Origin of the sequence: Persephonella sp., assembly GCF_027023985.1 — a bacterium.
Lineage (GTDB): Bacteria > Aquificota > Aquificia > Aquificales > Hydrogenothermaceae > Persephonella_A.
In genome coordinates, this window is sequence record NZ_JALVTW010000030.1 from 26,607 (window position 1) to 49,900 (window position 23,294).

At 33.7% G+C, this 23,294-nt stretch carries 25 protein-coding genes; 9 read left to right on the top strand and 16 right to left on the bottom strand.

Annotation, left to right across the window (positions count from 1 at the left end; all coding sequences use genetic code 11):
* Positions 1 to 88: 88 nt before the first annotated feature.
* The 3 genes from MVE07_RS07275 to MVE07_RS07285 form a co-directional block, all read right to left on the bottom strand.
* Positions 89 to 997, bottom strand: coding sequence for an aspartate carbamoyltransferase catalytic subunit (locus MVE07_RS07275; protein ID WP_297455840.1), 909 nt, complete (start codon positions 995 to 997; stop codon positions 89 to 91).
* Positions 998 to 1,042: 45 nt separating this feature from the next.
* Positions 1,043 to 1,921, bottom strand: coding sequence for a tRNA pseudouridine(55) synthase TruB (truB, locus tag MVE07_RS07280; RefSeq protein WP_297455842.1), 879 nt, complete (start codon positions 1,919 to 1,921; stop codon positions 1,043 to 1,045).
* Between the two features lie 65 nt (positions 1,922 to 1,986).
* The gene (locus MVE07_RS07285) at positions 1,987 to 3,177 is read right to left on the bottom strand and encodes a DEAD/DEAH box helicase (RefSeq protein WP_297455844.1); all 1,191 of its coding nucleotides are present in this window, start codon (positions 3,175 to 3,177) and stop codon (positions 1,987 to 1,989) included.
* 176 nt (positions 3,178 to 3,353) lie between these two features.
* On the opposite strand from MVE07_RS07285, the gene MVE07_RS07290 reads away from it, so the two are divergent.
* On the top strand, positions 3,354 to 4,241 hold the full coding sequence (locus MVE07_RS07290; protein WP_345781548.1) for a carbon-nitrogen hydrolase: 888 nt from the start codon (positions 3,354 to 3,356) through the stop codon (positions 4,239 to 4,241).
* Here MVE07_RS07290 and MVE07_RS07295 read toward each other — a convergent pair.
* The 3 genes from MVE07_RS07295 to MVE07_RS07305 are packed head-to-tail and all read right to left on the bottom strand — an operon-like array spanning position 4,238 to position 5,938.
* Positions 4,238 to 5,140, bottom strand: a complete 903-nt coding sequence (locus tag MVE07_RS07295) for a ribonuclease Z (protein ID WP_297455846.1) — start codon at positions 5,138 to 5,140, stop codon at positions 4,238 to 4,240. The genes MVE07_RS07290 and MVE07_RS07295 overlap by 4 nt on opposite strands.
* The gene (locus tag MVE07_RS07300; protein WP_297455848.1) at positions 5,130 to 5,651 is read right to left on the bottom strand and encodes an NTPase; all 522 of its coding nucleotides are present in this window, start codon (positions 5,649 to 5,651) and stop codon (positions 5,130 to 5,132) included. Before MVE07_RS07300 ends, MVE07_RS07295 begins: the two co-directional genes overlap by 11 nt.
* Complete coding sequence (locus MVE07_RS07305) at positions 5,648 to 5,938, bottom strand: hypothetical protein (protein WP_297455850.1); 291 nt, start codon at positions 5,936 to 5,938, stop codon at positions 5,648 to 5,650. The genes MVE07_RS07300 and MVE07_RS07305 overlap by 4 nt, the downstream gene beginning before the upstream one ends.
* 46 nt (positions 5,939 to 5,984) lie before the next feature.
* Between MVE07_RS07305 and MVE07_RS07310 the strand changes: the two genes are divergently transcribed.
* Positions 5,985 to 7,010 carry an agmatine deiminase family protein gene (locus MVE07_RS07310; RefSeq protein WP_297455852.1) on the top strand — a complete coding sequence of 342 codons (1,026 nt, stop codon included), beginning with the start codon at positions 5,985 to 5,987 and terminating at the stop codon, positions 7,008 to 7,010.
* Positions 7,007 to 7,285, top strand: a complete 279-nt coding sequence (locus MVE07_RS07315; protein ID WP_297455854.1) for a hypothetical protein — start codon at positions 7,007 to 7,009, stop codon at positions 7,283 to 7,285. The genes MVE07_RS07310 and MVE07_RS07315 overlap by 4 nt, the downstream gene beginning before the upstream one ends.
* On the opposite strand, the gene MVE07_RS07320 is transcribed toward MVE07_RS07315, so the two are convergent.
* Genes MVE07_RS07320 through MVE07_RS07330 form a run of 3 tightly spaced genes read right to left on the bottom strand, consistent with a single transcriptional unit; the run spans position 7,263 to position 8,603 of the window.
* Positions 7,263 to 7,754: an SH3 domain-containing protein gene (locus tag MVE07_RS07320; protein ID WP_297455856.1), complete on the bottom strand. Its 492-nt coding sequence runs from the start codon at positions 7,752 to 7,754 to the stop codon at positions 7,263 to 7,265. The two genes, MVE07_RS07315 and MVE07_RS07320, sit on opposite strands and share 23 nt — an antisense overlap.
* Positions 7,705 to 8,214 carry a nucleoside deaminase gene (locus MVE07_RS07325; protein ID WP_297455858.1) on the bottom strand — a complete coding sequence of 170 codons (510 nt, stop codon included), beginning with the start codon at positions 8,212 to 8,214 and terminating at the stop codon, positions 7,705 to 7,707. Before MVE07_RS07325 ends, MVE07_RS07320 begins: the two co-directional genes overlap by 50 nt.
* Positions 8,196 to 8,603: a transcriptional repressor gene (locus MVE07_RS07330; RefSeq protein WP_297455859.1), complete on the bottom strand. Its 408-nt coding sequence runs from the start codon at positions 8,601 to 8,603 to the stop codon at positions 8,196 to 8,198. The genes MVE07_RS07325 and MVE07_RS07330 overlap by 19 nt, the downstream gene beginning before the upstream one ends.
* 146 nt (positions 8,604 to 8,749) lie before the next feature.
* Here MVE07_RS07330 and metE point away from each other — a divergent pair, with 146 nt between their 5' ends.
* From metE to MVE07_RS07345, 3 genes are all read left to right on the top strand, one after another.
* Positions 8,750 to 11,059 carry a 5-methyltetrahydropteroyltriglutamate--homocysteine S-methyltransferase gene (gene metE, locus MVE07_RS07335; RefSeq protein WP_297455861.1) on the top strand — a complete coding sequence of 770 codons (2,310 nt, stop codon included), beginning with the start codon at positions 8,750 to 8,752 and terminating at the stop codon, positions 11,057 to 11,059.
* A gap of 147 nt (positions 11,060 to 11,206) precedes the next feature.
* A complete protein-coding gene (locus tag MVE07_RS07340; RefSeq protein ID WP_297455863.1) occupies positions 11,207 to 11,656 on the top strand; it encodes a class II SORL domain-containing protein in 450 nt (149 codons plus the stop codon).
* Positions 11,657 to 11,739: 83 nt separating this feature from the next.
* Positions 11,740 to 12,807, top strand: coding sequence for a DUF4382 domain-containing protein (locus tag MVE07_RS07345; protein ID WP_297455865.1), 1,068 nt, complete (start codon positions 11,740 to 11,742; stop codon positions 12,805 to 12,807).
* A 33-nt stretch (positions 12,808 to 12,840) separates the two neighbouring features.
* On the opposite strand, the gene MVE07_RS07350 is transcribed toward MVE07_RS07345, so the two are convergent.
* The gene (locus MVE07_RS07350) at positions 12,841 to 13,128 is read right to left on the bottom strand and encodes a hypothetical protein (RefSeq protein ID WP_297455867.1); all 288 of its coding nucleotides are present in this window, start codon (positions 13,126 to 13,128) and stop codon (positions 12,841 to 12,843) included.
* A 152-nt stretch (positions 13,129 to 13,280) separates the two neighbouring features.
* Between MVE07_RS07350 and acs the strand changes: the two genes are divergently transcribed.
* The gene (acs, locus tag MVE07_RS07355) at positions 13,281 to 15,182 is read left to right on the top strand and encodes an acetate--CoA ligase (protein ID WP_297455869.1); all 1,902 of its coding nucleotides are present in this window, start codon (positions 13,281 to 13,283) and stop codon (positions 15,180 to 15,182) included.
* Positions 15,183 to 15,205: 23 nt separating this feature from the next.
* Here acs and MVE07_RS07360 read toward each other — a convergent pair whose 3' ends face one another.
* Together MVE07_RS07360 and MVE07_RS07365 are read right to left on the bottom strand one after the other, a co-directional pair.
* On the bottom strand, positions 15,206 to 16,552 hold the full coding sequence (locus MVE07_RS07360) for an APC family permease (RefSeq protein ID WP_297455871.1): 1,347 nt from the start codon (positions 16,550 to 16,552) through the stop codon (positions 15,206 to 15,208).
* An 88-nt stretch (positions 16,553 to 16,640) separates the two neighbouring features.
* Entirely contained in the window at positions 16,641 to 16,835 is a 195-nt protein-coding gene (locus tag MVE07_RS07365) for a hypothetical protein (RefSeq protein WP_297455928.1), read from the bottom strand.
* A 191-nt stretch (positions 16,836 to 17,026) separates the two neighbouring features.
* Here MVE07_RS07365 and speD point away from each other — a divergent pair, with 191 nt between their 5' ends.
* The gene (gene speD, locus MVE07_RS07370) at positions 17,027 to 17,452 is read left to right on the top strand and encodes an adenosylmethionine decarboxylase (RefSeq protein WP_297455873.1); all 426 of its coding nucleotides are present in this window, start codon (positions 17,027 to 17,029) and stop codon (positions 17,450 to 17,452) included.
* A 10-nt stretch (positions 17,453 to 17,462) separates the two neighbouring features.
* On the opposite strand, the gene MVE07_RS07375 is transcribed toward speD, so the two are convergent.
* Genes MVE07_RS07375 through MVE07_RS07390 form a run of 4 tightly spaced genes read right to left on the bottom strand, consistent with a single transcriptional unit; the run spans position 17,463 to position 21,466 of the window.
* Entirely contained in the window at positions 17,463 to 18,068 is a 606-nt protein-coding gene (locus MVE07_RS07375) for an L-threonylcarbamoyladenylate synthase (protein ID WP_297455875.1), read from the bottom strand.
* A complete protein-coding gene (panB, locus tag MVE07_RS07380) occupies positions 18,061 to 18,852 on the bottom strand; it encodes a 3-methyl-2-oxobutanoate hydroxymethyltransferase (protein WP_297455877.1) in 792 nt (263 codons plus the stop codon). Before panB ends, MVE07_RS07375 begins: the two co-directional genes overlap by 8 nt.
* A 4-nt stretch (positions 18,853 to 18,856) precedes the next feature.
* Positions 18,857 to 20,200, bottom strand: a complete 1,344-nt coding sequence (locus MVE07_RS07385; RefSeq protein ID WP_297455879.1) for a glutamate-5-semialdehyde dehydrogenase — start codon at positions 20,198 to 20,200, stop codon at positions 18,857 to 18,859.
* A 45-nt stretch (positions 20,201 to 20,245) separates the two neighbouring features.
* Positions 20,246 to 21,466 carry an HDOD domain-containing protein gene (locus tag MVE07_RS07390; RefSeq protein WP_297455881.1) on the bottom strand — a complete coding sequence of 407 codons (1,221 nt, stop codon included), beginning with the start codon at positions 21,464 to 21,466 and terminating at the stop codon, positions 20,246 to 20,248.
* A 102-nt stretch (positions 21,467 to 21,568) separates the two neighbouring features.
* On the opposite strand from MVE07_RS07390, the gene MVE07_RS07395 reads away from it, so the two are divergent.
* Entirely contained in the window at positions 21,569 to 23,293 is a 1,725-nt protein-coding gene (locus MVE07_RS07395; protein WP_297455883.1) for an NAD+ synthase, read from the top strand.
* The last annotated feature ends 1 nt before the right edge of the window (position 23,294 follow it).

The window sequence follows — 23,294 nt, forward strand, 5'->3', positions numbered from 1 at the left end:
TTTTATCTTCAAGCAAGAGATTTTTATATTAATCAGTTACTTTGATAAATTATTTGGCAGTATTCAATTGAATAAAACCTGATTAACCTTATTGATTTAACAGGAATTTATATATAGCCATACGGGTGAAAAGCCCGTTCTCCACCTGATCAAGAATTACACTTCTATCTCCGTAAACAAGTTCACTTTGAATTTCAACTCCACGGTTAACAGGTCCCGGGTGCATTATTAAAGCATCTTCTTTAAGGAGATTTACCCTTACCTGATTAAGCCCATACTTTATGGAATACTCGTTAAGTGTAGAGAAAAATACTTTTTTCTGTCTTTCAAGCTGAATTCGTAGGAAAATAGCAACATCTTTATCCTTTAGAGCATCTTCAACATCTGTTGTTATATAATCAACTTCAAACTGTTCAAGATGTCTTGGCAGCATTGTCTGAGGTCCACAGAGGGTAATTTCAGCCCCAAGCATATGAAGCAGTTTAATATCTGAACGGGCGACTCTACTGTGGAGAATATCTCCGATGATAGCTATTTTTAGGCCTTCTATTTTGCCTTTATGTTCTAAAATTGTGATTGCATCTAAAAGTGCTTGAGAAGGATGTTCATGGGTTCCGTCCCCTGCATTTATAACCCTTGATTTTACTTTATTGGCTACTATATGGGCTGCACCGGACATATAATGTCTAATTACAATAAAATCTGCTTGCATAGCCTCAAGGGTTTTAATGGTATCGTAAAGAGTTTCTCCTTTTTTCACCGAGCTGGAAGAACCGGAAATGTTAATGGTGTCTGCCCCTAAAATTTTTCCTGCAAGTTCAAAGGATGTCCTTGTTCTTGTTGAGTTTTCAAAAAATGGAAGGAGAATTGAATACCCTCTTAAATCTGTGAATTTTGTTTCTCCATTTTTATATCTGTCTCTGTAGTCTTTATAAAGCTCATATATCTGATAAAATTTCTGCTCATCAATCTGGTTTACAGAAATTAAATCTTTCAAAACAGCACCCCTTGTTATGTTATTCCAATTTTTATTATATAGTTTTTATTCAGGTGGAAAAACCTTTTGTGGATGTAAGATACGATTTTCATCAACTTTTCCGATGCCTATAAATTTACCTGTATGGTCATAAATCCTGTAAATTCCCTTCTGTGCAGGCACCCTAAATCTTTGACCATGTAAAAACCTTTTATCAAATCCTTCATCAAGCTGGATTTTTTCCATAAAAGGTAAAGCATTTTCAATGGGAATGAGGGCATTTTGAAGGTCTGTTTTTTGTAAAAATTCATTTAGAGGCAGTGCATCTTCCACAGAAAAACTATCTATCTTTGTTCTTCTTAGTTCTTTTGTATATGCTCCGCAACCTGCCAAATCGCCGATTTCTTTTATTATGCTTCTGATATAGGTTCCAGATGAACAATAAATTTTTACTGTAAAAAAAGGTAAGGATATATCTAAGATTTCTATTGAGTAGATTTTTACTTTTTTGGGTTTAAGCTCAGGTTGAATACCTTTTTTGGCAAGCTGATAGGCTCTTTTTCCTTTTATTCTTTTAGCAGAATATGGTGGTGGATATTGAAGATATTCTTTTTGAAATGAAAGTATAATCTCTCTAAGCTTTTCTTCTGAAATATTGCATTCTCTTTCCTTAATAACTTTTCCGTTTATATCGTAAGTGTCTGTGATTTTACCCAGTTCACCTGTGGCAATGTATTCTTTGTCTAAACCTTGATAATATTCAGTTAGACGGGTGGCTTTTCCTACTGTTATTATCATCAATCCGGTGGCAAAAAAATCTAAAGTCCCTGTATGGCCAATTTTTATATCTGTGTTGTAAATATTTTTTAGATGTTTTTTGATTTTTTGAACAAGGTTGTTTGATGTAATACCTGCAGGCTTATCAATAAGAAATATTCCGTCCATTCTTTATATTTTCCTGTTTTTGAACAAAATTATAATAGAAAAAGGGGAACAAAGTCCCCTTATAGTTACCTGCGGGTATATCTTCTTCTGCCGGTAAATCTTCTATTTTTTGATTGTGGTTTTGAAAATTCTTTATCTGAAAGATTTTCAAACTGGATATCTGCTTTGGTTATCCTTTGAATAGCTCTTAAAGTATTATCTTCAGAGGTGTTCATTATTGATATTGCTGTTCCTTCTTTTCCTGCTCTTCCAGTTCTTCCAATTCTGTGGACGTAGCTTTCAACATTTCTCGGAAGGGAGTAATTCATCACAAGGTCAACACCTTTTATATCAAGTCCCCTTGCAGCAACATCTGTTGCAACAAGTATTTGAAGTTGATTTCTTCTAAAATCCCTGAGGACTTTTTCCCTTTTTGCCTGTGAATAATCTCCGTGAATAGCACTGGCGTTAAAGCCTTCTTTCCTGAGTTTATGTGCTATCTGGTCAGCCTCTTTTTTGGTTTCTGTGAAGATTATTGTTTTTGTTTCCGGATGTTCTTTAAGGCTTTCTGTTAATTTCTCAAACTGTTTGTTTTCATCAACCCTGTAAACAATCTGTTTAATTCTGTCTACTGTAACTTCTTCAGGTTTAACCCTAACCATTTCATAATCAGGTCTGAGGAATTTTTCTGCAAGTCTTTTTATTGAAGGTGGCATTGTTGCAGAAAACATAAGGGTTTGCTTATTTTTTGGTGTTTGTTCAAAGATAAACTCAATATCTTCAATAAATCCCATATCAAGCATTCTGTCTGCTTCATCTAAAACAAATATCTCGACATTAGAAAGGTCTAAAACTCCCCTTTCAATCAGGTCTCTTATTCTTCCGGGTGTTCCTACAATAACAACATCTTTTCCTTTTTTGAGGAAATCTATCTGATGTTTTATCGATTTTCCACCGTAAACGGCAAGTGCAAACAGTTTTTTGTTCCTTCCAATATCTTTAATCTCTTTTACAACCTGAATTGCCAGTTCTCTGGTTGGAACCAGAACAAGTGCTTGAATTTTCCTTGCTTTTGGATTTACCTTTTCAACAATTGGAATACCAAAAGCTGCTGTCTTTCCTGTTCCTGTTTGTGCCTGTGCAATAAGGTCTTTACCTTCCATTACAACCGGAATAGCTTTTTCCTGAATTTCTGTAGGCTTTTTGTAGCCCATTTTCTCAATTGATTTGAGTGTTGTCTGGGAAATTGGTAATTCCCTAAAAGTTTTGTCTGACATGTTTCCTCCTGAAATCTGAAAAGAAAGAAAGATTTACCTTTTTGACCCTTTGATTTTAAGAGATTTTTCTGAAATCTCCCTTTCTTTTGTTTTTATTTGTGCCTATTAGTATATACCAATTATTCTTAAAAACAAGTAGAATTATTTTTAAGGGAAAATTTCGGAGGTTAGTTAAGCTGAAGGTAAATATTGGTCTTATCCAGATGAGTTGCACAGATGATATTAATGAAAATTTTGAAAAAGCAATTGATTACATCAAAGAAGCTGCAAAAAAAGGTGCAAATCTGGTGGTTACTCAAGAATTGTTTAAATCAAAATATTTCTGTCAGGTAGAGGATTGGGATTATTTTAAATTTGCTGAGGAGATAACCCCTGAATCAGATACTATAAAAAGGCTTTCTCAGGTGGCTAAAGATAATGATATTGTTGTAGTTGCAAGCCTTTTTGAAAAAAGAGATAAAGGACTTTATCACAATACAGCTGTTGTTATAGATGCAGATGGAAGTTTCCTTGGAAAATACAGAAAAATGCATATTCCAGATGACCCCCATTTTTATGAAAAATTTTATTTCACTCCCGGGGATTTAGGATACAAAGTTTTCCAGACAAAATACTGTAATGTAGGAACCCTTATTTGCTGGGATCAATGGTTTCCTGAAGCTGCAAGGCTGACAGCAATGCAGGGGGCAGATATTATTGTATATCCGACAGCTATAGGCTGGCTTCCTGAGGAAAAAGAAGAATACGGAGAAAGCCAGTATAACGCATGGGAGACTGTTCAGAAGGGACATGCCGTTGCAAATGGTTGTTATGTAGCAGCTGTAAACAGGGTTGGGTTTGAACAATCTCCAGATGGAAATAGTGGAATAGAATTTTGGGGACAAAGTTTCATCGCTGACCCTTACGGTCAGATAATCAAAAAGGCTTCAACTGACAAGGAAGAAATTTTAATCTGTGAAATTGATACAGACATCCTTGATGAACATAGAACTGTATGGCCATTTTTCAGGGATAGGAGAATAGACAGCTATCAGGATATTACAAAAAGATGGCTTAGAGACTAAAATTTAACTTCCATAAAGTCTTTACCTATCAAGATATTTTGATAGCCTTTTTCCTTTATTTTTTGGATATATGGTTTCGTATCTTTGTATCTTCTACTGAAGTGTGTAAGGATAATCTGTTTACATTCAAGCTGTGGGTATATTTCCAGAATATATTCAAGGGTTAAATGTCCGTATTCTTTTGCTTTGTCTTCCTCATCAATATAAGTCGCCTCAATAACTAAAATATCGCTGCCTTTTGCCAGTTTTATAATGTTGTCTGTTTTATAGGTATCAGGGATATATGTGAACTTAAAGCCTTTTTCTTCATAGGTTATTTCTTCTTTTGTGATTACCTGACCATTTTTGATTATTCTCCCTTCATTTTTTAGCTGGATAAAATCCTTGTCTGTCAGTTCAAGTTCTTTTATCTTTTCCTTTATAAACTTCCTTTTTGGCTTTTCTTCAAAGGAAAAGCCTATACAATCAACAACATGATTAAGCCCTATTGATTGGACTGTGTATTCTTTATTTTCAAATATTGTAAAAATTTCATCCTGAGGCTTAAATTCATGGATATTAATATCTATATCAGGTGCATATATAACACCATTTAACACACAGCCGAGAACTTTCTGAAGTCCGTGGATAGAATAGATATCTACTCTTGGTTTATCATGCATATCCAGTGTTTCTAATAAGCCGGGAAGACCGAGGGTATGGTCAGTGTGCAGATGTGATATAAAGATTTTATCTATCCGATATATACTCAGGCCGGCTTTCATTATCTGACGCTGGGTTCCCTCTCCACAATCAAACAGAAAACCTTCCCCTTTATATTTCATATAAATACCGCTGTTATTTCTATCCACTGTCGGCATTGCAGAGGAAGTTCCAAGTAAGACTATCTTACCTTTCATTTATACTCTCCAGAATTTTTTCAGGTATGTAATCCCTGTTTGTGTAATCAATTTCTATTATCTGGGCATCCGGCAGGGATTTAATCCATTTAATAACAGGATGAACATTTTTTATGGGAATTGTGGCTATTATGGTTTTATTCTTATCTTCAAAAAGTTGTTTTATTAGCTGGGTAAATTTTTCAGAAAATAGCTCCATCTTTCCAATCTCATCAATAAGTATAATTTTATTCTCTTTAAGGGCTTTTTCTAAAACCGGTATAGCTATACTTTCAAACTCTTCTATATTTACTCCGTATTTGCTAACTTTGTATCTGGAGGCTAAACCTTTTAGTGCAAGAATACCTTCTTTTCCATCCAGAGTTTTAATAACAAAACCTTTTCTATGGCCTGTTTTGTCTCTTATTTCCTCTGTATAAAACCCTATAGCCCTGTCCTTTAAATAACTTGCCAATTTTTTTATTATTGTTGTTTTTCCTATCCCCGGTTTTCCTGTGATTAAGATTTTCATACTCCCTGCACCCTATAAACCATAAGAAAATAAACAAAGTATATCAAAGCATTAAACACAAAAGCCCTTAAAAATGCATCTTTTATCTGTTCTTTTTGAAAATAAGTAAAATAAGTTCCCAATGCTATGAGTTGTAAAATGAAAGAAAATAATATCTTCAGGTCAATTACTATTCCACCTGTAGAAAAAAATACAGGATTTTTAATTGGTAGATACTTAAAAACATAAAATCCTATTAGATAGCCAGCAATCCATATTGCAAAAACCGTAAAGGAAATCCTTTTCATCAGGTTATTGTAAAATATATCTTCTAACAATTTCAAAGGGGGTTTTATGGAAAAATACAGAGTCCCTGCCGAATGGGAAAAGCATTACGGAACAATAACCACATACCCACAGGCTTATGAAACATTTTTTGATAGACTGGAGAATGCCAAAAATACTTTTGTCCAGATGGTTAAGTTAATCTCAGAAGGAGAAAAAGTTTTTATAAATGTTAATGACGAAAACACTAAAGAAGAACTTGAAAATAAATTAAAGAAAATGGATGCCAACCAGAAAAATATCCAAATATTTATAAATCCTACTAATGATGCATGGTGCAGGGATTACTGTCCTATTTTTGTGAAAAATAGTCAGATAAAGGCTCTAAAATTCAGATTCAATGCATGGGGTAATAAATATCCATACCAGCTTGATGATGAGGCTGGCAGAAAAATAACAGAGTTCTTGGGAATAGATAGGACAGATATTGATATGGTTTTAGAAGGGGGTTCCATAGATATAAACGGCAAAGGCTGCCTAATAACTACAGAAAGTTGTCTGTTAAATCCAAATAGAAATCCAGATATGAGTAAAGAGGACATAGAAAAGGCTTTAAAGAAATATCTGGGAGTAAAAAAAATCCTCTGGCTCGGTGAAGGGATAGTTGGAGATGATACAGATGGTCATGTGGATGATATAACCAGATTTGTAAAGGAAGATACAATTTTAACTGTGATAGAAAAAGATAAAACAGACCCAAATTATGAACCTTTGATGGAAAACTTTAACCGTTTAAAAAGTTTTACAGATACAGATGGAAAACCATTTAAGATAATTACCCTTCCTATGCCTGAGCCTGTTTATTACAAATATCCGGATAAGGAAGAAGAAGAGAGGTTACCAGCTTCTTATGCTAATTTTTACATAGCAAATAGATATGTGATTGTGCCTGTTTATAACTGTCCGCAGGATGAAGTTGCCCTTGATATTATTCAAAAGGTTTTCCCAGACAGAAAAGTTGTTGGGCTTTATGCTTATGATATAGTAGTTGGTCTTGGTGCATTTCATTGTTTAACAATGCAGGTGCCGGCATGATAACAAAAAATTTCAGAACTTATAATCTTGAGGAATTTTTACAGAAATTAAAAAAATCCCTTGAGGATAATGGCTTTAATGTTCAGCAAATTATAGATATGATGGAGAAAAAAGGTAGTTTTCCAAAAGTTTTGACTATGGAAGTAATAAAAGGAGAGCAATATTTCAAAATAGGCATTGTAATGGACAAAAACGGGATAACAATTACAATCCCCATCAAAGATAAAAAACTAAAACAGGCATTAAAAAATATTATTGAAACTCTTTCGGTTTAAAAAATCTATCATCTACCCATCCTTCATAAACATCCCCACCGGATTTATAAATAATTTTTTTCCAGTGCCTCCCTTTTTGGTCAATTACTCTAACTATTGCCCCTTTTCTTACAATTGCCACAACTTTTGATTTGATATCTGGTTTTTCTCTCATTTTGGTAAATTCCATTGCCATAAGCATATTTTGAGAAGCACGTAAATTATCTGATACATTTTTTCCCTGAATTTTCTTTTCTACACTTTGTTGACTCTTAGCAAGATTTGGGTTCTTTTTATCTGCTTTTTTTATAATTTCTTTTATAAAATCCTGTGGAGATTTTTCTTCGGGCTTAGAGTTTTTTAATGTAGATATCTGATTTTTGTAATGAGCAAACTGTCTTCCAATTGGATCTAAGAGTAACTGTTTCGCAAGATAAGCATCAATCAGACCCATCGTTATTATAAATAGAATCAACAATATCTTTTTCACTGTTTCTCCCCCGTTTATGTTGGAAATAATCTTTTAGTATTCGGGAACATCTTTCATCATACATATGTTTATATTCGACCTTAAATGTTATATTATTATAATCTAAGATATTAAAGTTACTCAAGATTGCACCCATCTTTTGATTAAGTGAACAAAAAATAACCTTACTGATACGTGATTGCATTATAGCCCCTGTGCACATAACACAGGGTTCATTTGTTACAATTAAAGTTGCCCCATCTAAACGCCAGTTATTGATATTTTTACAGGCATCCTGAATGGCTACAATTTCTGCATGTAATAATGCATTATTTTCTGATACTCTGAGGTTATGTCCTCTACCTATGATTTTTCCATCTTTAACAATTACTGCACCAACAGGGACTTCGTCTTTAGAGTATGCTTTGAGGGCTTCTTTGTAAGCTTCATCAATAAATTTTTTTATTTCTTTTTCTGACATTCTGGACAGATTCCATAGACTTCTATGGAATGACCCGTTATATCAAAACCATGAACTTCAATAAGTTCCTCTTTGAATTTGTCGAATGGGCAGTTATCAATTATTACAATCTTGCCGCATTTTTCGCAAACAAGATAATTCTTTTTATCTGGCAGTGCAAAACGGGCTTTATCCTCATTCATCATATAGGATTTAACAACAAGGCCTTCTTTAGTCAGCATTTCCAGATTTCTGTATACAGTGGAAAGGCTTACATCTATACCTTGATTTTTCAGCCCCATAAAAATATGTTCTGCTGTTATAGGGTACTCAGCCTTTTCCAGAACATTAAGTATTGCTTCCCTTTGCCTTGTTTTCCTATAGCCTTTGGGAATATTTAATTTAGCCATATACAACCTCAAAATTTAATTTAAATATTTTACCATTCCCTTATAAAAATATAATCAGCCTTCTATTTTTGCAAATAATTTGCATTTGAATTTTTGTTATGTTTTAATAAATGCAAATCATTCGCATTTGCATAAGGAGGTAAACAATGGCTGTTCAAACTACTGTATTTGGCTATCCAAAAATTGGAGCTAATAGAGAACTTAAAAAAGCAATTGAAAGTTACTGGAAAGGAGAAATCACGAAAGAAGAAATGCTTAAAAAAGCAGAAGAAGTTGATATTGAAAGAATGAAAAAAGTAATAGATGCAAATTTAGACTATATTCCATCTAACGATTTTTCACTTTATGATTTTGTTTTAGATATTTCAACAATGATTAATGCAATTCCACAAAGATTTCAAAATATAGAAGACAGCCTTGATAGATACTTTGCAATGGCAAGGGGAACAAAAGATGCTATTGCCTGTGAAATGACAAAATGGTTTGATACAAACTACCACTATATTGTCCCAGAGCTTACAGGTGGATTTAAACTTATTAAAAATAGACCTTTAACTTCTTATAAGTGGGCGAAAGAAAAATTTGGAATTGAAACAAAACCTGTTTTAGTTGGAGCATTTACATACTTAATGCTTTCTAAAGTTTACGAAAAACAGGAAGGTTCCTTTTTAATGAAAATGATAAAAGCAGATGAAAGTAAAAAATTTAAACCATTACTACTTGAATTAGCTTCTGTTTATAACCAAATCCTTAAAGAACTACAGGAAGAAGGGGTAAAAACAGTTCAGTTTGATGAACCTGCACTTGTTTTGGATTTAGATGATGAAAAAATAGATGCATTAATTGAGGCTTATAAGGTAATAACTGATGGAATAGATAATATTGAAATTTTTGTCCATACATATTATGAAAGCCTTGACCACTTTGAAAGAATTACAAATGAACTTCCAGTTGCAGGTATTGGTCTTGATTTTGTTGTAAATAATGAAAACCTTGAAAATCTCAAAAAATATGGATTTCCAAAAGATAAAAAACTACAGGCTGGAGTAATTTCAGGTAGAGACCCCTGGAAAACTGATTATAAAGAAGTGTTAGCTTTAATTAATGAAATTAAAAATTATGTAGATGAAGATAGAATTGTTTTATCAAATGCAGCACCACTTTTCCACTTACCAGTATCATTAAAACCAGAAAAAGGACATTTAGATGATAGATTAATTGGCCTTTTATCATTTGCAGATGAAAGATTAGAAGAAATCAAAACATTAAAAGAAATAATAAATGAAGGAAAAGAAGTTCCAACTCAAACATTACAAGCTTTAAGAGATGAATTCAAAAATGAAGAAGTAAGAAAGAAGGTAGAAGGAATAGACCAGCAAGAAATAAAAAGACCTCATAACTTTAAAGAAAGATACAAAAAACAAATTGAATTACTAGGTCTTCCAAGATTTCCAACTACAACAATAGGAAGTTTCCCCCAAACAAAAGAAGTTCGTCAGATGAGAGCTAAATTTAGAAGAGGAGAAATTTCAGCGGAAGAATATGAAAACTTTATAAAAGAGCAAATTAAAAAGGCAGTAGAAATACAAGAGGAACTGGGACTTGACGTTTTTGTCCATGGAGAGTTTGAAAGAACAGATATGGTTGAGTTCTTCGGTGAAAAAATGGATGGTTTTGCATTTACTAAAAATGGCTGGGTTCAGTCTTACGGAACAAGATGCGTTAGACCTCCAATTATCTATGGAGATGTCTCAAGATCTGAACCTATGACTGTTAAAGAAATAGTTTATGCACAAAGCTTAACAGATAAACCAATGAAAGGAATGCTAACTGGACCTGTAACAATTTTAAACTGGTCTTTCTACAGAAAAGATATACCTAAAAAAGAAATTGCTTATCAGATTGCACTTGCATTAAGAGATGAAGTTTTAGACCTTGAAAAAGAAGGAATAAAAGTAATCCAGATAGATGAGCCTGCATTTAGAGAAGGACTTCCTCTTAAGAAAAGAAAACAGGAAGAATACCTAAAATGGGCAGTTAAGGCATTTAGATTAACAAACAACACAGTTCAGGAAACAACTCAGATACACACACATATGTGTTATTCAGAGTTTAACGAAATTATTGAGTGGATTTATACAATGGATGCAGACGTTATTTCAATTGAAGCATCAAGGTCTAAAGGAGAAATCATAGAAGCTTTTGAAAGATTTAACTACGACCATGGAATTGGAGTTGGTGTTTATGACATACACTCACCAAGAATTCCACCAGTAGAAGAAATGCTTGAAATAGCAGAAAGAACTGTTCAGGTGATAGATAAAAACCTAATCTGGATTAATCCTGACTGTGGTCTTAAAACAAGACAATGGGAAGAAGTTATCCCTGCATTAAAAAATATGGTTCGGGTGGCAAAAATCCTTAGAGAAAAATACGGCAGTGAGTATAACTGGTAAAATTTTTAGGAGGGTTTCTTGTGAAACCCTCTGTTATTCCAATAACCTCCAGCAATGACTATCCGTTTATGTGATTAATCATAATCCCTGTAAATACAGTTTATTTAATCTTTATAATTAGAGAAAATAAAAACCGGAGAAGAAACAATGGACAGAAGGAAATTTTTACAGACAGCCTTTGCTTCAGGGGCTTTATTTGCAATTGATGGTTTAATTTCAAATTCTGAAGCTAATGAAACATTTTTCGAGGGAACCCCTATCTTCAAACCGGAGATTAAAACTGTTCACGGACAAAAACATACCCCGTTTATTGACGCACCAAAAAAGGTTAAAGCAGGAGAATTTTTTGAGGTTAGGGTAATTACAGGTTATTATCATCCTCACCCTAACAAAGTAGAACACCATATAGAATGGTCTTCACTGTATATTAATGCCTTTGAAGCCGGACAAGCAACATTCAAAGCAACAATCTCAAACCCTGATGTTACTTTTAAAGTAAAGATTGATTCTAAAGGAAAATCTATTTTAAGAGCGTTCTCTTACTGTAATATACACGGTTTATGGTTAAGTTTCCCTAAAGAAATAGAAGTTGTTTAATTTTTAAAATAAACCTGACCTCCTGTAACTCTAAAGTAACTCTGTGAACCTATAATACTTAAAAAAATAGGAGGTCAGGCCAAATGAAAAAAACAGCTGCTTTGTCTGCTATAGTATCAGGAAGTATAATCTTATTTTCCTGCGGAGGAAGCGGAGGAAACTCAGACTCTTCAACCCAATCGGTTCAAGCGTCATTGATATTAACAGACAGCCCTGCCGATACTATGGATTCAATTTATGTAGACATCACATCTGTATCTTTAAAACATACAGGTAGAAATACAGAATGCAATTTATTTACCGCTGACCCTCAAAATAACCCTCTAAGAAATGTTAATCTACTTGAGCTTAAAGATATTTTGTATGTCGTAAATACAAAAAACTGTCCCGAAGGTAATTACAATAGACTGAGAATTGAATTTAAGGATAATATTGAAGTTTATGCAAATAGTCAAAGTTATAACTGCAAAGTTAAAGAATTTAATTCAGGAAGTAATAAACAACCCAATAAACCCCACTGTGATAATAACGGCAACTGTTTTGTTGAGATAAACGGAGTAATTAATCTTCTTGCCAAAAAATCTGATGTTGTAGTTGATTTTGACCTTGCAAGCTCAGATGTAAATATAGACCCCCAGACCGGAAACTGTGAAATAACTTTTAAAATGTCTCCAGTGGTTATGGAAGACCATAAATTCAAAGAGCTGGCAGGAAGCAAAAATATAATGTTTGAAGGAAAAATTACTAATCTGGACACTTCTTCAAAAAGATTTATCCTTCATACTCAAGACCAAGATATTACCGTTGATTACTCTGCCGCCTTAAATTCCCAAACAGGATTAGAAGATTTACTCACTCTTGCAAATAATATGGACTCTAAATATGAATTAAAAGTAATTTGTAGTAGCTCAGACCCAGAAATATGTCTTGCAGAAAAAATAATCCTTGAGATAGAAAATGTAACAGTATCCAATCTTGATACAACGAATAAAACATTTCAGATATCTATAAACGGTTCCCAGACAATAACAGTTGACTACTCAAATGCAAAAATTAAAGGAGAATTGTTAGAAGGAGCAAATGTAGAAATAAAACTTATTGGATTTGATGGAAGTAATTACATTGCAAAAGTAATAAAAGTTAAAGATTAAAGTTAGAAAGGGGGTATCCCCCTCCCTCCTTTTTTATTCAAAATATAGAACTACTCCGTCTAAATCCTTTATAACTTTCCCTTTTAATTCTCTGTTTTTTTCTGTAGACAGTATATTTGCAATTTTATCAACAAAACTTCCTTCATCAACGGCATAAGTAATATTTTCTTTTAATACTTTTAACATACTGTTCATGAAATCTTCATCTGATAAAGAAATGATAATAGCATCTCCATTTTCTCTAATACATCTTTCTTTGCAGTATAAAAACGTTTTTACAATAAGGTCTTCAAGACATCCTTTAATTGCCTTGTTTTCCATAATTTTTCCCTCAAAATTATTGACTTTCTTTAATACCTTAACCCATCTTTATAATTAAAGACAAATTGGTATGAATTTATAATTATGATAAAGCTTATTTTTTAGCTGGCAACAAATAAAATATATTTTGTTAAAAATAGGAGGTCAGGAAGATGGCAGAACACAAGGACGAAGTTCTTTTAAAGATTAATAAAGTTTATCAACCACCGCAAAGGGTTCTTGAGAAGGCCTATATAAGCAGGGAAAAATTTGATGAGATGTATAAGCGTTCCATTGAAGACCCTGAAAGTTTCTGGGCTGAGCTGGCAGAGAAAGAGCTTCACTGGTTCAAAAAATGGGACAAAGTTTTTGAATGGAATTTTCCGGAGTATAAATGGTTTGTTGGAGGCAAACTTAATATCACCTATAACTGTCTTGATAGACACGTTATAGACGGTAGAAGAAATAAACTTGCTTATATCTGGGTTGATGAAGATGGAAATGAGAAAAAGGTCACCTATGGTGAGCTTTTAGAACTGGTTAACAAAATAGCAAATGGTCTTAAATCCCTTGGAGTTAAAAAAGGTGACAGGGTTGTTATCTATATGCCTCTTGTAATTGAACAGCTTGCAACAATGCTGGCCTGTGCAAGAATAGGGGCTATACATTCTGTTGTTTATGCAGGTTTTAGTGCAAATGCCCTGAAAATGAGAATTGAAGATGCACAGGCAAAGGTCGTAGTTACTTCAACATGGACAAAAAGAAGAGGCAAAAAAATAAACCTTAAATCTGTGGTTGATGAAGCTGTTGATGGACTTGAATTTGTTGAAAACATAATTGTGCTCCAAAGAGAAGGAGACCAGTTTGAGCTGGAAGAAAAAGAGATAGACTTTTATGAACTCATAAAAGATAAATCTGCTGAATGTGAGCCAGAAATAATGGATGCAGAAGACCCATTGTTTATCCTATACACATCAGGCTCAACAGGAAAACCAAAAGGAGTTTTACACACAATAGGTGGATACAACCTTTATACCCATGTAACAACAAAATATGTATTTGATATCCATGAAGATGATATTTTCTGGTGCACAGCCGACCCAGGATGGATCACCGGGCATAGCTATATGGTTTATGGACCTCTTTCTGTAGGTGCAACATCTGTTGTAGCAGAAGGAGCACCTGATTACCCAGACCCGGGAAGATGGTGGTCTATAGTTGAAAAATACAGGGTAAATATATTCTATACTGCACCAACAGCAGTAAGATTATTTATGAAATACGGAGAAGAATGGCCTGCAAAATATGATTTATCTTCTCTCAGAATTCTTGGTTCTGTCGGAGAGCCTATAAACCCTGAGGCATGGATATGGTATTACGAAAATATTGGAAGAGGTCAATGTTCAATTGTTGATACATGGTGGCAAACAGAAACAGGAGGTCACATGATAACAACAGTTCCTGCATATCCTCAAAAACCTGGAAAAGCAGGAAAACCATTCTGGGGAATTGAAGCAGATGTAGTTGATAAAAATGCAAATCCTGTTGAACCAAACACAGTAGGATTTTTAGTTATTAAAAAACCATGGCCATCGGCATTAAGAACATGCTGGGGAGAACCTGAAAGATTTAACAAATACTGGACAGAAATTGATAATGTTTACTTCTCAGGAGATACTGCAACAAAAGATGAAGATGGATACATAATGATTTTAGGAAGGGCTGATGATGTTATAAATGTATCTGGACACAGAATAGGAACAGCAGAAGTTGAAAGTGCCCTTGTTTCCCATCCGGCAGTGGCGGAAGCAGCAGTAATTGGAAAACCCCACGAAGTAAAAGGGGAAAGCATCAAAGCATTTGTAATCCTCAAACAAGGAGAACAGCCTTCAGACAATCTGGTAAAAGACCTTAAAATGCATGTCCGACATGAACTTGGAGCCCTTGCTGTTCCTGACGAAATAGAATTCGTTGATAAACTACCAAAAACAAGGTCTGGAAAAATAATGAGAAGGGTTTTAAAAGCAAAAGAGTTAGGATTACCACTTGGAGATATATCAACATTAGAAGATTAGTTTAAAAGGGGCTTTTTGCCCCTTTATATTTTTAAAAATTTAAAAATCCTTTTTCCTAAACTAAACGGTTCTTTAATATTTCTCTCTTTAATCTGCCTATGGGTTATGCTTCTGTAAATATTTTCAAAAATAAATGAAACTATCACCACTCCAAAGCTGGTATAAAAACTGTCTTTCTGAGTTTTCCATTGATACATAACAAGAACTAAAAATACAGAGAATATCACAATAAAATTAAAAATAACCCATACTTTTTTCCCTTCTACTTTACCAAGGAGTCTGTAGTGAGAAAAGATTACAAACAGATAAATAACCAGAAAAACAAAACTAATCAGGGAGGAAATACCATTAAGGTCAAAAAAGAGCGCAAATAAAACACTTAAAATAGCAGTTATATATAACCCTTCTGGTTCCTGAAACCAGACCTTTCTTTCAAAAATTTCAGGAAGATGTCCCTTTTTAGCTAAAACATAGGCAACATTTGCACCACCATATAAAGTGGCATTAATAGCAGAAGAAGTGGAAAACAAAGCACCAATAGCAACAAGTGTAAATCCTATCTCTCCTAAAAATGGCTTAGCGGCTTCGGCAAGTGCATACTCTTTAGCTTTTATTAAACCTTCTACTCCCAAATTACCCAGTGCAGTAACTGCAACGGATATATAAACAAAGGCAACAATTAATATACTAAGGTATATAGCCTTTGGAACAGTTTCTTTTGGGTTTTCTATATTCTCAGAGGCATTTGTTATAAGCCCAAATCCCATATAGGTTAAAAATAAAACTGCAGCAGCTGAGAAGGTATTTATTATATCCTTTGAGCTAAATAAAGGTTTTAAAAATTCCGGCTTTATACTCCATATTCCCAGAACCACAAAAGATAGTAATATGGAAAGTTTTATTAAAACAATCCAGAATTCAGCTTTTCCTACAGCTTTTGAACCAAAAAAGTTTAAAGCAGTAAAAAATGCCACAACTAAAACTTCAATAATTCCTATTAGCAAGGGAGTTAACGGTAAATGAAAAAGAGCCAGAAAATATCCTGCAAAAGCTTTAGCAAAAAGGGATATAGAAATAACATAACTGAACCACATAAGAATACTTAAAGTTCCTGTAACAGCATTATCCCCAATTCCACGGAGAATGAACTCTATAGGTCCTGCATTTGATACATAAACAGCGCCAAGCTTTGCATAAGAATATGCAACAGATAATGAAACCAGTGCGGCTATTGCAAAGGCAATATAAAGGTTATTATGGCATATCTGGGCACCTACACCCAGGATAGAAAATATACCTGCCCCTATCATAGTTCCAACGGCTATTGATACAGTTTCCCATAAACCAAGTTTCTGATTATTTTTCTTCATAGTTTATCCATCTTTTTTATTAGATTGTATCTTAAGACAGGGACAGAATTAAAGAGAGATAAGAAGAGGGGAAACTCTTCTTAGGAGATTAAGCGTGGGCTTCTTCAGATTCTACGATTTTTGCTTCTACAATTCTTCTGTTGCATTTTTCACATCTTGTGTCCAAAATACCAACATTGTTAGCAACCAAAATAGTTTCTTTTCCTTCGTGACCACACTTACATTTAAAAGGAACTTCAACAAATCTAATGTCAATATCCTTTTCTTGTTTCGCCACTACCATCAATCATCACCTCCTTTTTGTTAGTTTTTATTAACCGGCAAGAAAAAATATGCAGATATTCTAATTTGTTGATGATTTTTGTCATAAATAGGAACCTTTTTCTGATGTTAAAAATCTATTTACAAAATGGGTAAATTGATATATTTTTTATACTTTGGTAGCAGAAAATAATTTTAAGGAGGATTGATGGATTGATAGGATTCGGACCTCATTTAATGGTTGATGGCTATGAGGCCAATTATGAGACACTTGCAAGTGTTGAAGCAATTACAGAATTTTTAGACAATCTTCCTAAAGAAATAGGAATGACGAAGATAATGCCACCTTACGTATTTAAATACGATGGAGGAGATAAACCTGAAGATTGGGGAGTTTCCGGATTCGTAATTATTGCAGAAAGCCATATTAGTATCCATACTTTCCCTGAAAAGCAATACTTCTCCATTGATATTTTCTCATGTAAAGAGTTTGATATGGATAAAGCTGTTGAAATAATAAAAGAATACTTTGGAACAGATAAACTGGAAATCAGAACAACCAATAGAGGAACAGAGTTCCCAAGGGATATTGGAATTGCAGCTTCTATCACAGGTGCACAAAGAAGCAGATTAGTATAAAAAAGGGGCTTTAATGCCCCTTTAAATTTTTTTTTATTTCTTCAATATCTTTTGAACCTTCTCTTAATATCTTTAACCCATCTTTTACTTTTACAATTGTTGAGGGTTTACCTTCTAATTTTCCCTTGTCTATATATAAATTAACTTTATTTCCAAAATATCTTATAGCTTCCTGAATATCTGAAGCGGGTTTTTTTCTTTCTGGATTTGCGCTTGGAGCTATAACAGGTAGTTTTAAAGTTTTGAGAAATTGAATAAATTCATCATTATCAGGAATTCTAAATGCCAGACTTTTTTGTCCCCTGTGTAAATACTCAAATTTATCCAAAACTTCTTCAGGTAAGTCTATAATAACGGTTATTCCTCTACTATCCAGTAATTTTTTTTCTTCAAATGTTGGTTTTATTCCAAATAAACTTAGATAATCCACTGATGGTATCAAAATAATAAATGGCTTGCTTGTATCCCTACCTTTTAGTTTATATACCCTTTCAACAGCATTTTTATCCAGTGCATTTGCAAGAATACCATATAAAGTATCTGTAGGGACTATAACAATCTTACCGGATTTAATAGCTTTAATGGCTTCAGAGAAATCCTTTAATACTTTACTCATAGGTATGTTCTTCTGATGGAAACTGCTGATTTTCTACCTCGGAGATAAACTGTTTCAAACCACTTAAAAATAATTCCTTGCCATTTACATATTTTTTCACAAATTTTGGTGTTTTATCAAAAAATCCCATCATATCGTGGAAGACAAGAACCTGACCGTCTGTATATTTCCCTGCCCCAATTCCAATTGTAGGAACTTCTACAAATTCTGTGATTTCCTTCGCAAGTTTTTCAGGAATTGCTTCAAGCACTATAGCAAAAACTCCAGCCTGTTCTAAAATTTTTGCATCTGCAACAATTTTTTTGGCCTGTTCTTCTGTTCTTCCCTGAACCTTATAACCCCCAAGGGCATGAACAGATTGGGGAGTAAGTCCCAGATGTCCCATAACAGGAATTCCAATTGAAACAAGTTTTTCCACCAGAGGTGCTATCTCTTCTCCACCTTCAACCTTAACAGCGTTTGCCCCTGTTTCTTTCATTAGTCTACCTGCATTTTTTATAGCTTCCTCTTGACTGACTTGATATGTTAAAAATGGCATATCAACTACAATAAATGTCCTAGGGGCTCCTCTTCTCACTGCTTTTGCATGGTATATCATATCTTCAAGGGTTACAGGTAATGTTGTATCAAGTCCCTGAATAACCATACCAAGAGAATCTCCAACAAGAATACAATCTACACCTGCCTCCTCGCATATCCTGGCAGACCAGTATTCATAAGTAGAAATCATTGTTATTTTTTTTCCTTTTTCTTTTGCTTCTATAAATTCATTTATGTTTTTCATCTTTTCACCTTAAATCACAGGCTTCCCTGTTTATTTCTATTTCCTCCTCTTCTTTGGGGATACCAAAGTTATCTCTTATCTGTCCATTTCCAAATATTACAAACTTTGGAATTGTAAGCTCTTCCAGTCCCATTGGGCCCCTTGCATGAATTTTATCTGTGGAAATTCCCATTTCTGCTCCCAGACCAAACTCATATCCATCTGTAAATCTGGTTGAAGCATTGATATAAACTGCCGAACTATCAACTTCATTTATAAATCTCATACCTTTTGTGTAATTTTCTGTAACTATAGATTCTGAATGATTTGAGCCATATTTATGTATAAAATCAATGGCTTCGTCAAGGCTATCAACCACTTTTACAGCAATTATCAGGTCTAAAAATTCTTCATAATAATCCTCTTCTGTTGCTGGAACTATTTCTGTATCTTTTGCTTTGGGATGATCTTTTAAGATAGAAAGTGAAACCTCATCACATCTCATTTCAACGCCGGCTTTTCCGTAGTAGTAAGCGATCTCTGGAAGGAATTTTTCTGCTATATCTTTGTGGACAATTAAATTTTCTATTGCATTACATACCGAGGGTCTTTGAACCTTTGCGTTATAGGCTATATTAAGGGCTTTATCCATATCTGCTTCATCATCCACATACAGATTACATACACCTTTATAATGCTTTATAACAGGCATTTTGGCTTTTTCTGCAACGGCTCTTATAAGCCCTTCCCCGCCTCTTGGAATAACCACATCTATATACTGGTCAAGCTCAAGAAGATGATTTACTACTTCTCTGTCTGTTGAATCAACGAACTGGATAGCTTCTTCTGGAAAGCCTGTTTCTCTTGCTGCTTGTTTCAGAATATCAACCAGAACCCTGTTGGAGTTTATTGTTTCACTACCACCTTTAAGGATAACTGCGTTTGAGGACTTCATACATAGTGCTGCTGCTTCAACGGTAACGTTTGGCCTTGCTTCGTATATTATCATTATTGTTCCTAAAGGAACTCTCATTCTGCCTACTTTCAGACCATTTGGCCTTGTCCACATGGATATTATCTGACCTACAGGGTCAGGTAGAGAAGCAACTTCTTTTAGGACATCTACCATTCCATTAATCCTTTTTTCATTAAGTGCAAGTCTATCAAGGAGTGCCTTTGAATAGCCTTTCTTTTCGGCTTTTTCCAGATCTTTCTGGTTTTCTTTTTGCAGTATATCCTTTTTCTCAAGAAGTAATTCGGCTGCTCTGAGAAGAACTTTATTTTTTATATCTGTATTTATCTGTCTTAAAAATTTCTGGGACTTTTTTGCCTTCTGGGCAATATTTTCCGCATATATTTTAAGATCCATTGAATCCTCCGAAAGATAAATTTTTGATATTTAAATTATAAGAAATTATTGATTTTCCATAAAGTTTTCGTAATAGGTGATAGCTTCAAGCTCTGCAGAAAGAAGGTCTTCAATGGCAAGACCTGTTTTATTAAGGTGTTCTACCGCTTCATTTAAGTTATCCCTTTCGATACTCTCGATTGCTTTAAGTAAATGTCCAAGAATTCCTTCATGCCTGGTTAAAGCAAGCTTTATATCATCTTCTATATAAAGTTCCTCTACTATCTCTTCAATGGGTTTACTTAAAATTACATCAATAAGAGATAACATTCCTGTTATATATGCCTTATCCATAAATGTAATATCCGAGCTTATTTTTGAAACAAGAATTTCCATCATTTTGCCACGGATCACAGCCCTTTCAAGTAGAGGATTAAGTTTTATATCTCCACCTTCAGAAGCAAAAAGCTGTAATATAACCCATTTTTGAATATTGGAATATCCGAGAATAGATAAAGCTTGCCTTATAGAATGTATCTTGTGCCTTAAATAAAAGAAAGGCGAGTTGATAAACTTTAGTAGTTTATATGCAAGATCTGGATATCCTTTTATGAATTTTTCTATTTCAGATATATCCTGTTCTAAGATAGACATTTTAAGAAGTTTCATTAAGGCCATTTTATAGGAGGATATCTGTTTATTTTTTATCACAGATGGTTTTTCAAAGAAAAATCCCTGAAAGTAATCAAAACCAAGCTCTTTTGCAAGTATAAAATCCTTTTCAGTTTCAACTTTTACAGCTATTAGTTTCAAAGGATATTTTTTCAAAAACTCCACAGCCTCTTTAAGTTCTATATCAGAGTATTCTTTTATATTAAGCTTAACGTAATCAACTATTTCAAAAAGAGGTGTAAGGAAATCTGACATTTTTACATCATCAAGGGCTACTTCATAGCCTTTTTCTTTTACTGTTTGAATACTGTCAATAATGAATTTATTTACTTTATCTATTTTTCCTATTTCAAGAACAATTTTGTTTTCCGGAAGTAGTTCTATTAATTCTCCTTCTATAAACTCAGGAGTTACATTTATAAAGCCCCTTTTATTACTAATAATGTCTTTAAAGTCCATATAGGACATTATGTTCATAATTACCCGAGCAGTAGCTTCAATACTATCTTTTATAACAGCATAATTATCCTCTTTATCCCTAAAGAGTAGTTCGTAGCCAAAAATATTTATATTCTTATCTAATATGGGTTGCCTTCCAAGATATATCTCTTTCATCAAAAACCCTTACATAGACTTATATTAAATTATCGTAAATTTTAATAGTTATCGTTAATTCAATTATAGTATATAATTTGAAAAAAAAGATGGGGTTTTCCAATGAAGAAGTTAAGATTATGCCTCGCCCAGATTAATTCTACAGTTGGAGATCTGGAAGGAAACACCCAAAAAATAATAGATGCAATCCATGAAGCACAAAAACATGAGGTCGATATCATAGCCTTTCCGGAACTGGCTATAACAGGATATCCACCTGAAGACCTTTTATTAAAACCAAGCTTTATAAACAAAAATCTTGAGTTACTGGAAAAAATAGCCAAAGAAAGCAAAGATATAATCTCGATTGTTGGTTTTGTTGATAAACAAGAAGATATTTTTAATGCAGCTGCTGTGTTATTAAATGGTCAAATTCTTACGAAATATCACAAAAACTTCCTGCCAAACTATGGAGTTTTTGATGAGGTTAGATACTTCCAGAGAGGTAATGAGATAACCCTATTAAATATTGAAGGTTATAAGATTGGCCTTTCAATATGCGAGGATATATGGTATCCAGAAAATCCTATTAACATTCAGGCTATAGAAGGTGCGGAGCTTGTTATTAATATAAATGCCTCTCCGTATCATATAGGTAAAGTTAAAGAAAGAGAAGATATGCTCAAGGTTAGGGCAAGGGACAATCTGATATCAATTGCCTATGTAAATCTGGTGGGTGGTCAGGATGAGCTTGTTTTTGATGGTAATAGCTTTGTAGTCGGAGCTGGAGGAGAAATTCTGGCAAAAGGTCTTCCTTTCAAAGAAGATATGATTTACTGTGATATAGACCTTGACTCTATTTTTAGAAAACAGCTTAAAGATAACAGGTTAAGAAACCTAAGGGCAAATTATAAAAGAGAGGAAAGAGTAACAGAAGTTTTCACAGATTACAAAATTAAAGATAAATTTGAGGTTATTCCTCAGAGAATAGAAATAGACCAGACAGAAGCAGAAGAAATATATTCTGCTTTAATAACAGGACTAAGGGATTATATAAGGAAAAATAACTTTGAAAAAGTGGTTATAGGTCTTAGCGGAGGGATAGACAGTTCTTTAACTGCAACTATTGCCGTTGATGCCCTTGGAAAAGAAAATGTAAAAGGAGTATTAATGCCATCCCAATATACATCAAAAGAAAGCATAGAAGATGCAACACAACTTGCAAAAAATCTCGGAATAGAAACTTTGACATTACCAATAACTGATATATTTAAAAAATATTTGGAGGAACTTGCACCGGTTTTTGAAGGAAGAAAACCAGATGCAACAGAAGAAAACCTTCAGGCAAGAATTAGGGGAAACTTACTTATGGCCTTATCTAACAAATTTGGTTGGATTGTTCTGGCAACGGGAAATAAATCAGAGATGAGTGTAGGATATGCAACTCTTTATGGAGATATGGTCGGTGGCTTTGCTGTTTTAAAAGATGTTTACAAAACAAAAGTTTATGAACTTGCCCAGTATAGAAACTCCATATCACCGGTTATTCCCGAGAGGGTTCTGGAAAAACCACCTTCGGCAGAGCTCAGACCAGATCAAAAGGATGAAGATGAACTTCTACCTTATGTTATATTAGATCAAATAATCTATTACTATGTAGAAGAGGATTTACCTGCCGAAGATATTGTAAAACTTGGATTTGATAAAGAAAGTGTGGAAAAAGTCATAAAAATGATAGACAGAAATGAGTATAAAAGAAGACAGGCACCAATAGGAATAAGAATAACAAAAAGAGGTTTTGGTAAAGACAGAAGAATGCCAATAACAAATAAATACAGGGAGATGTAAA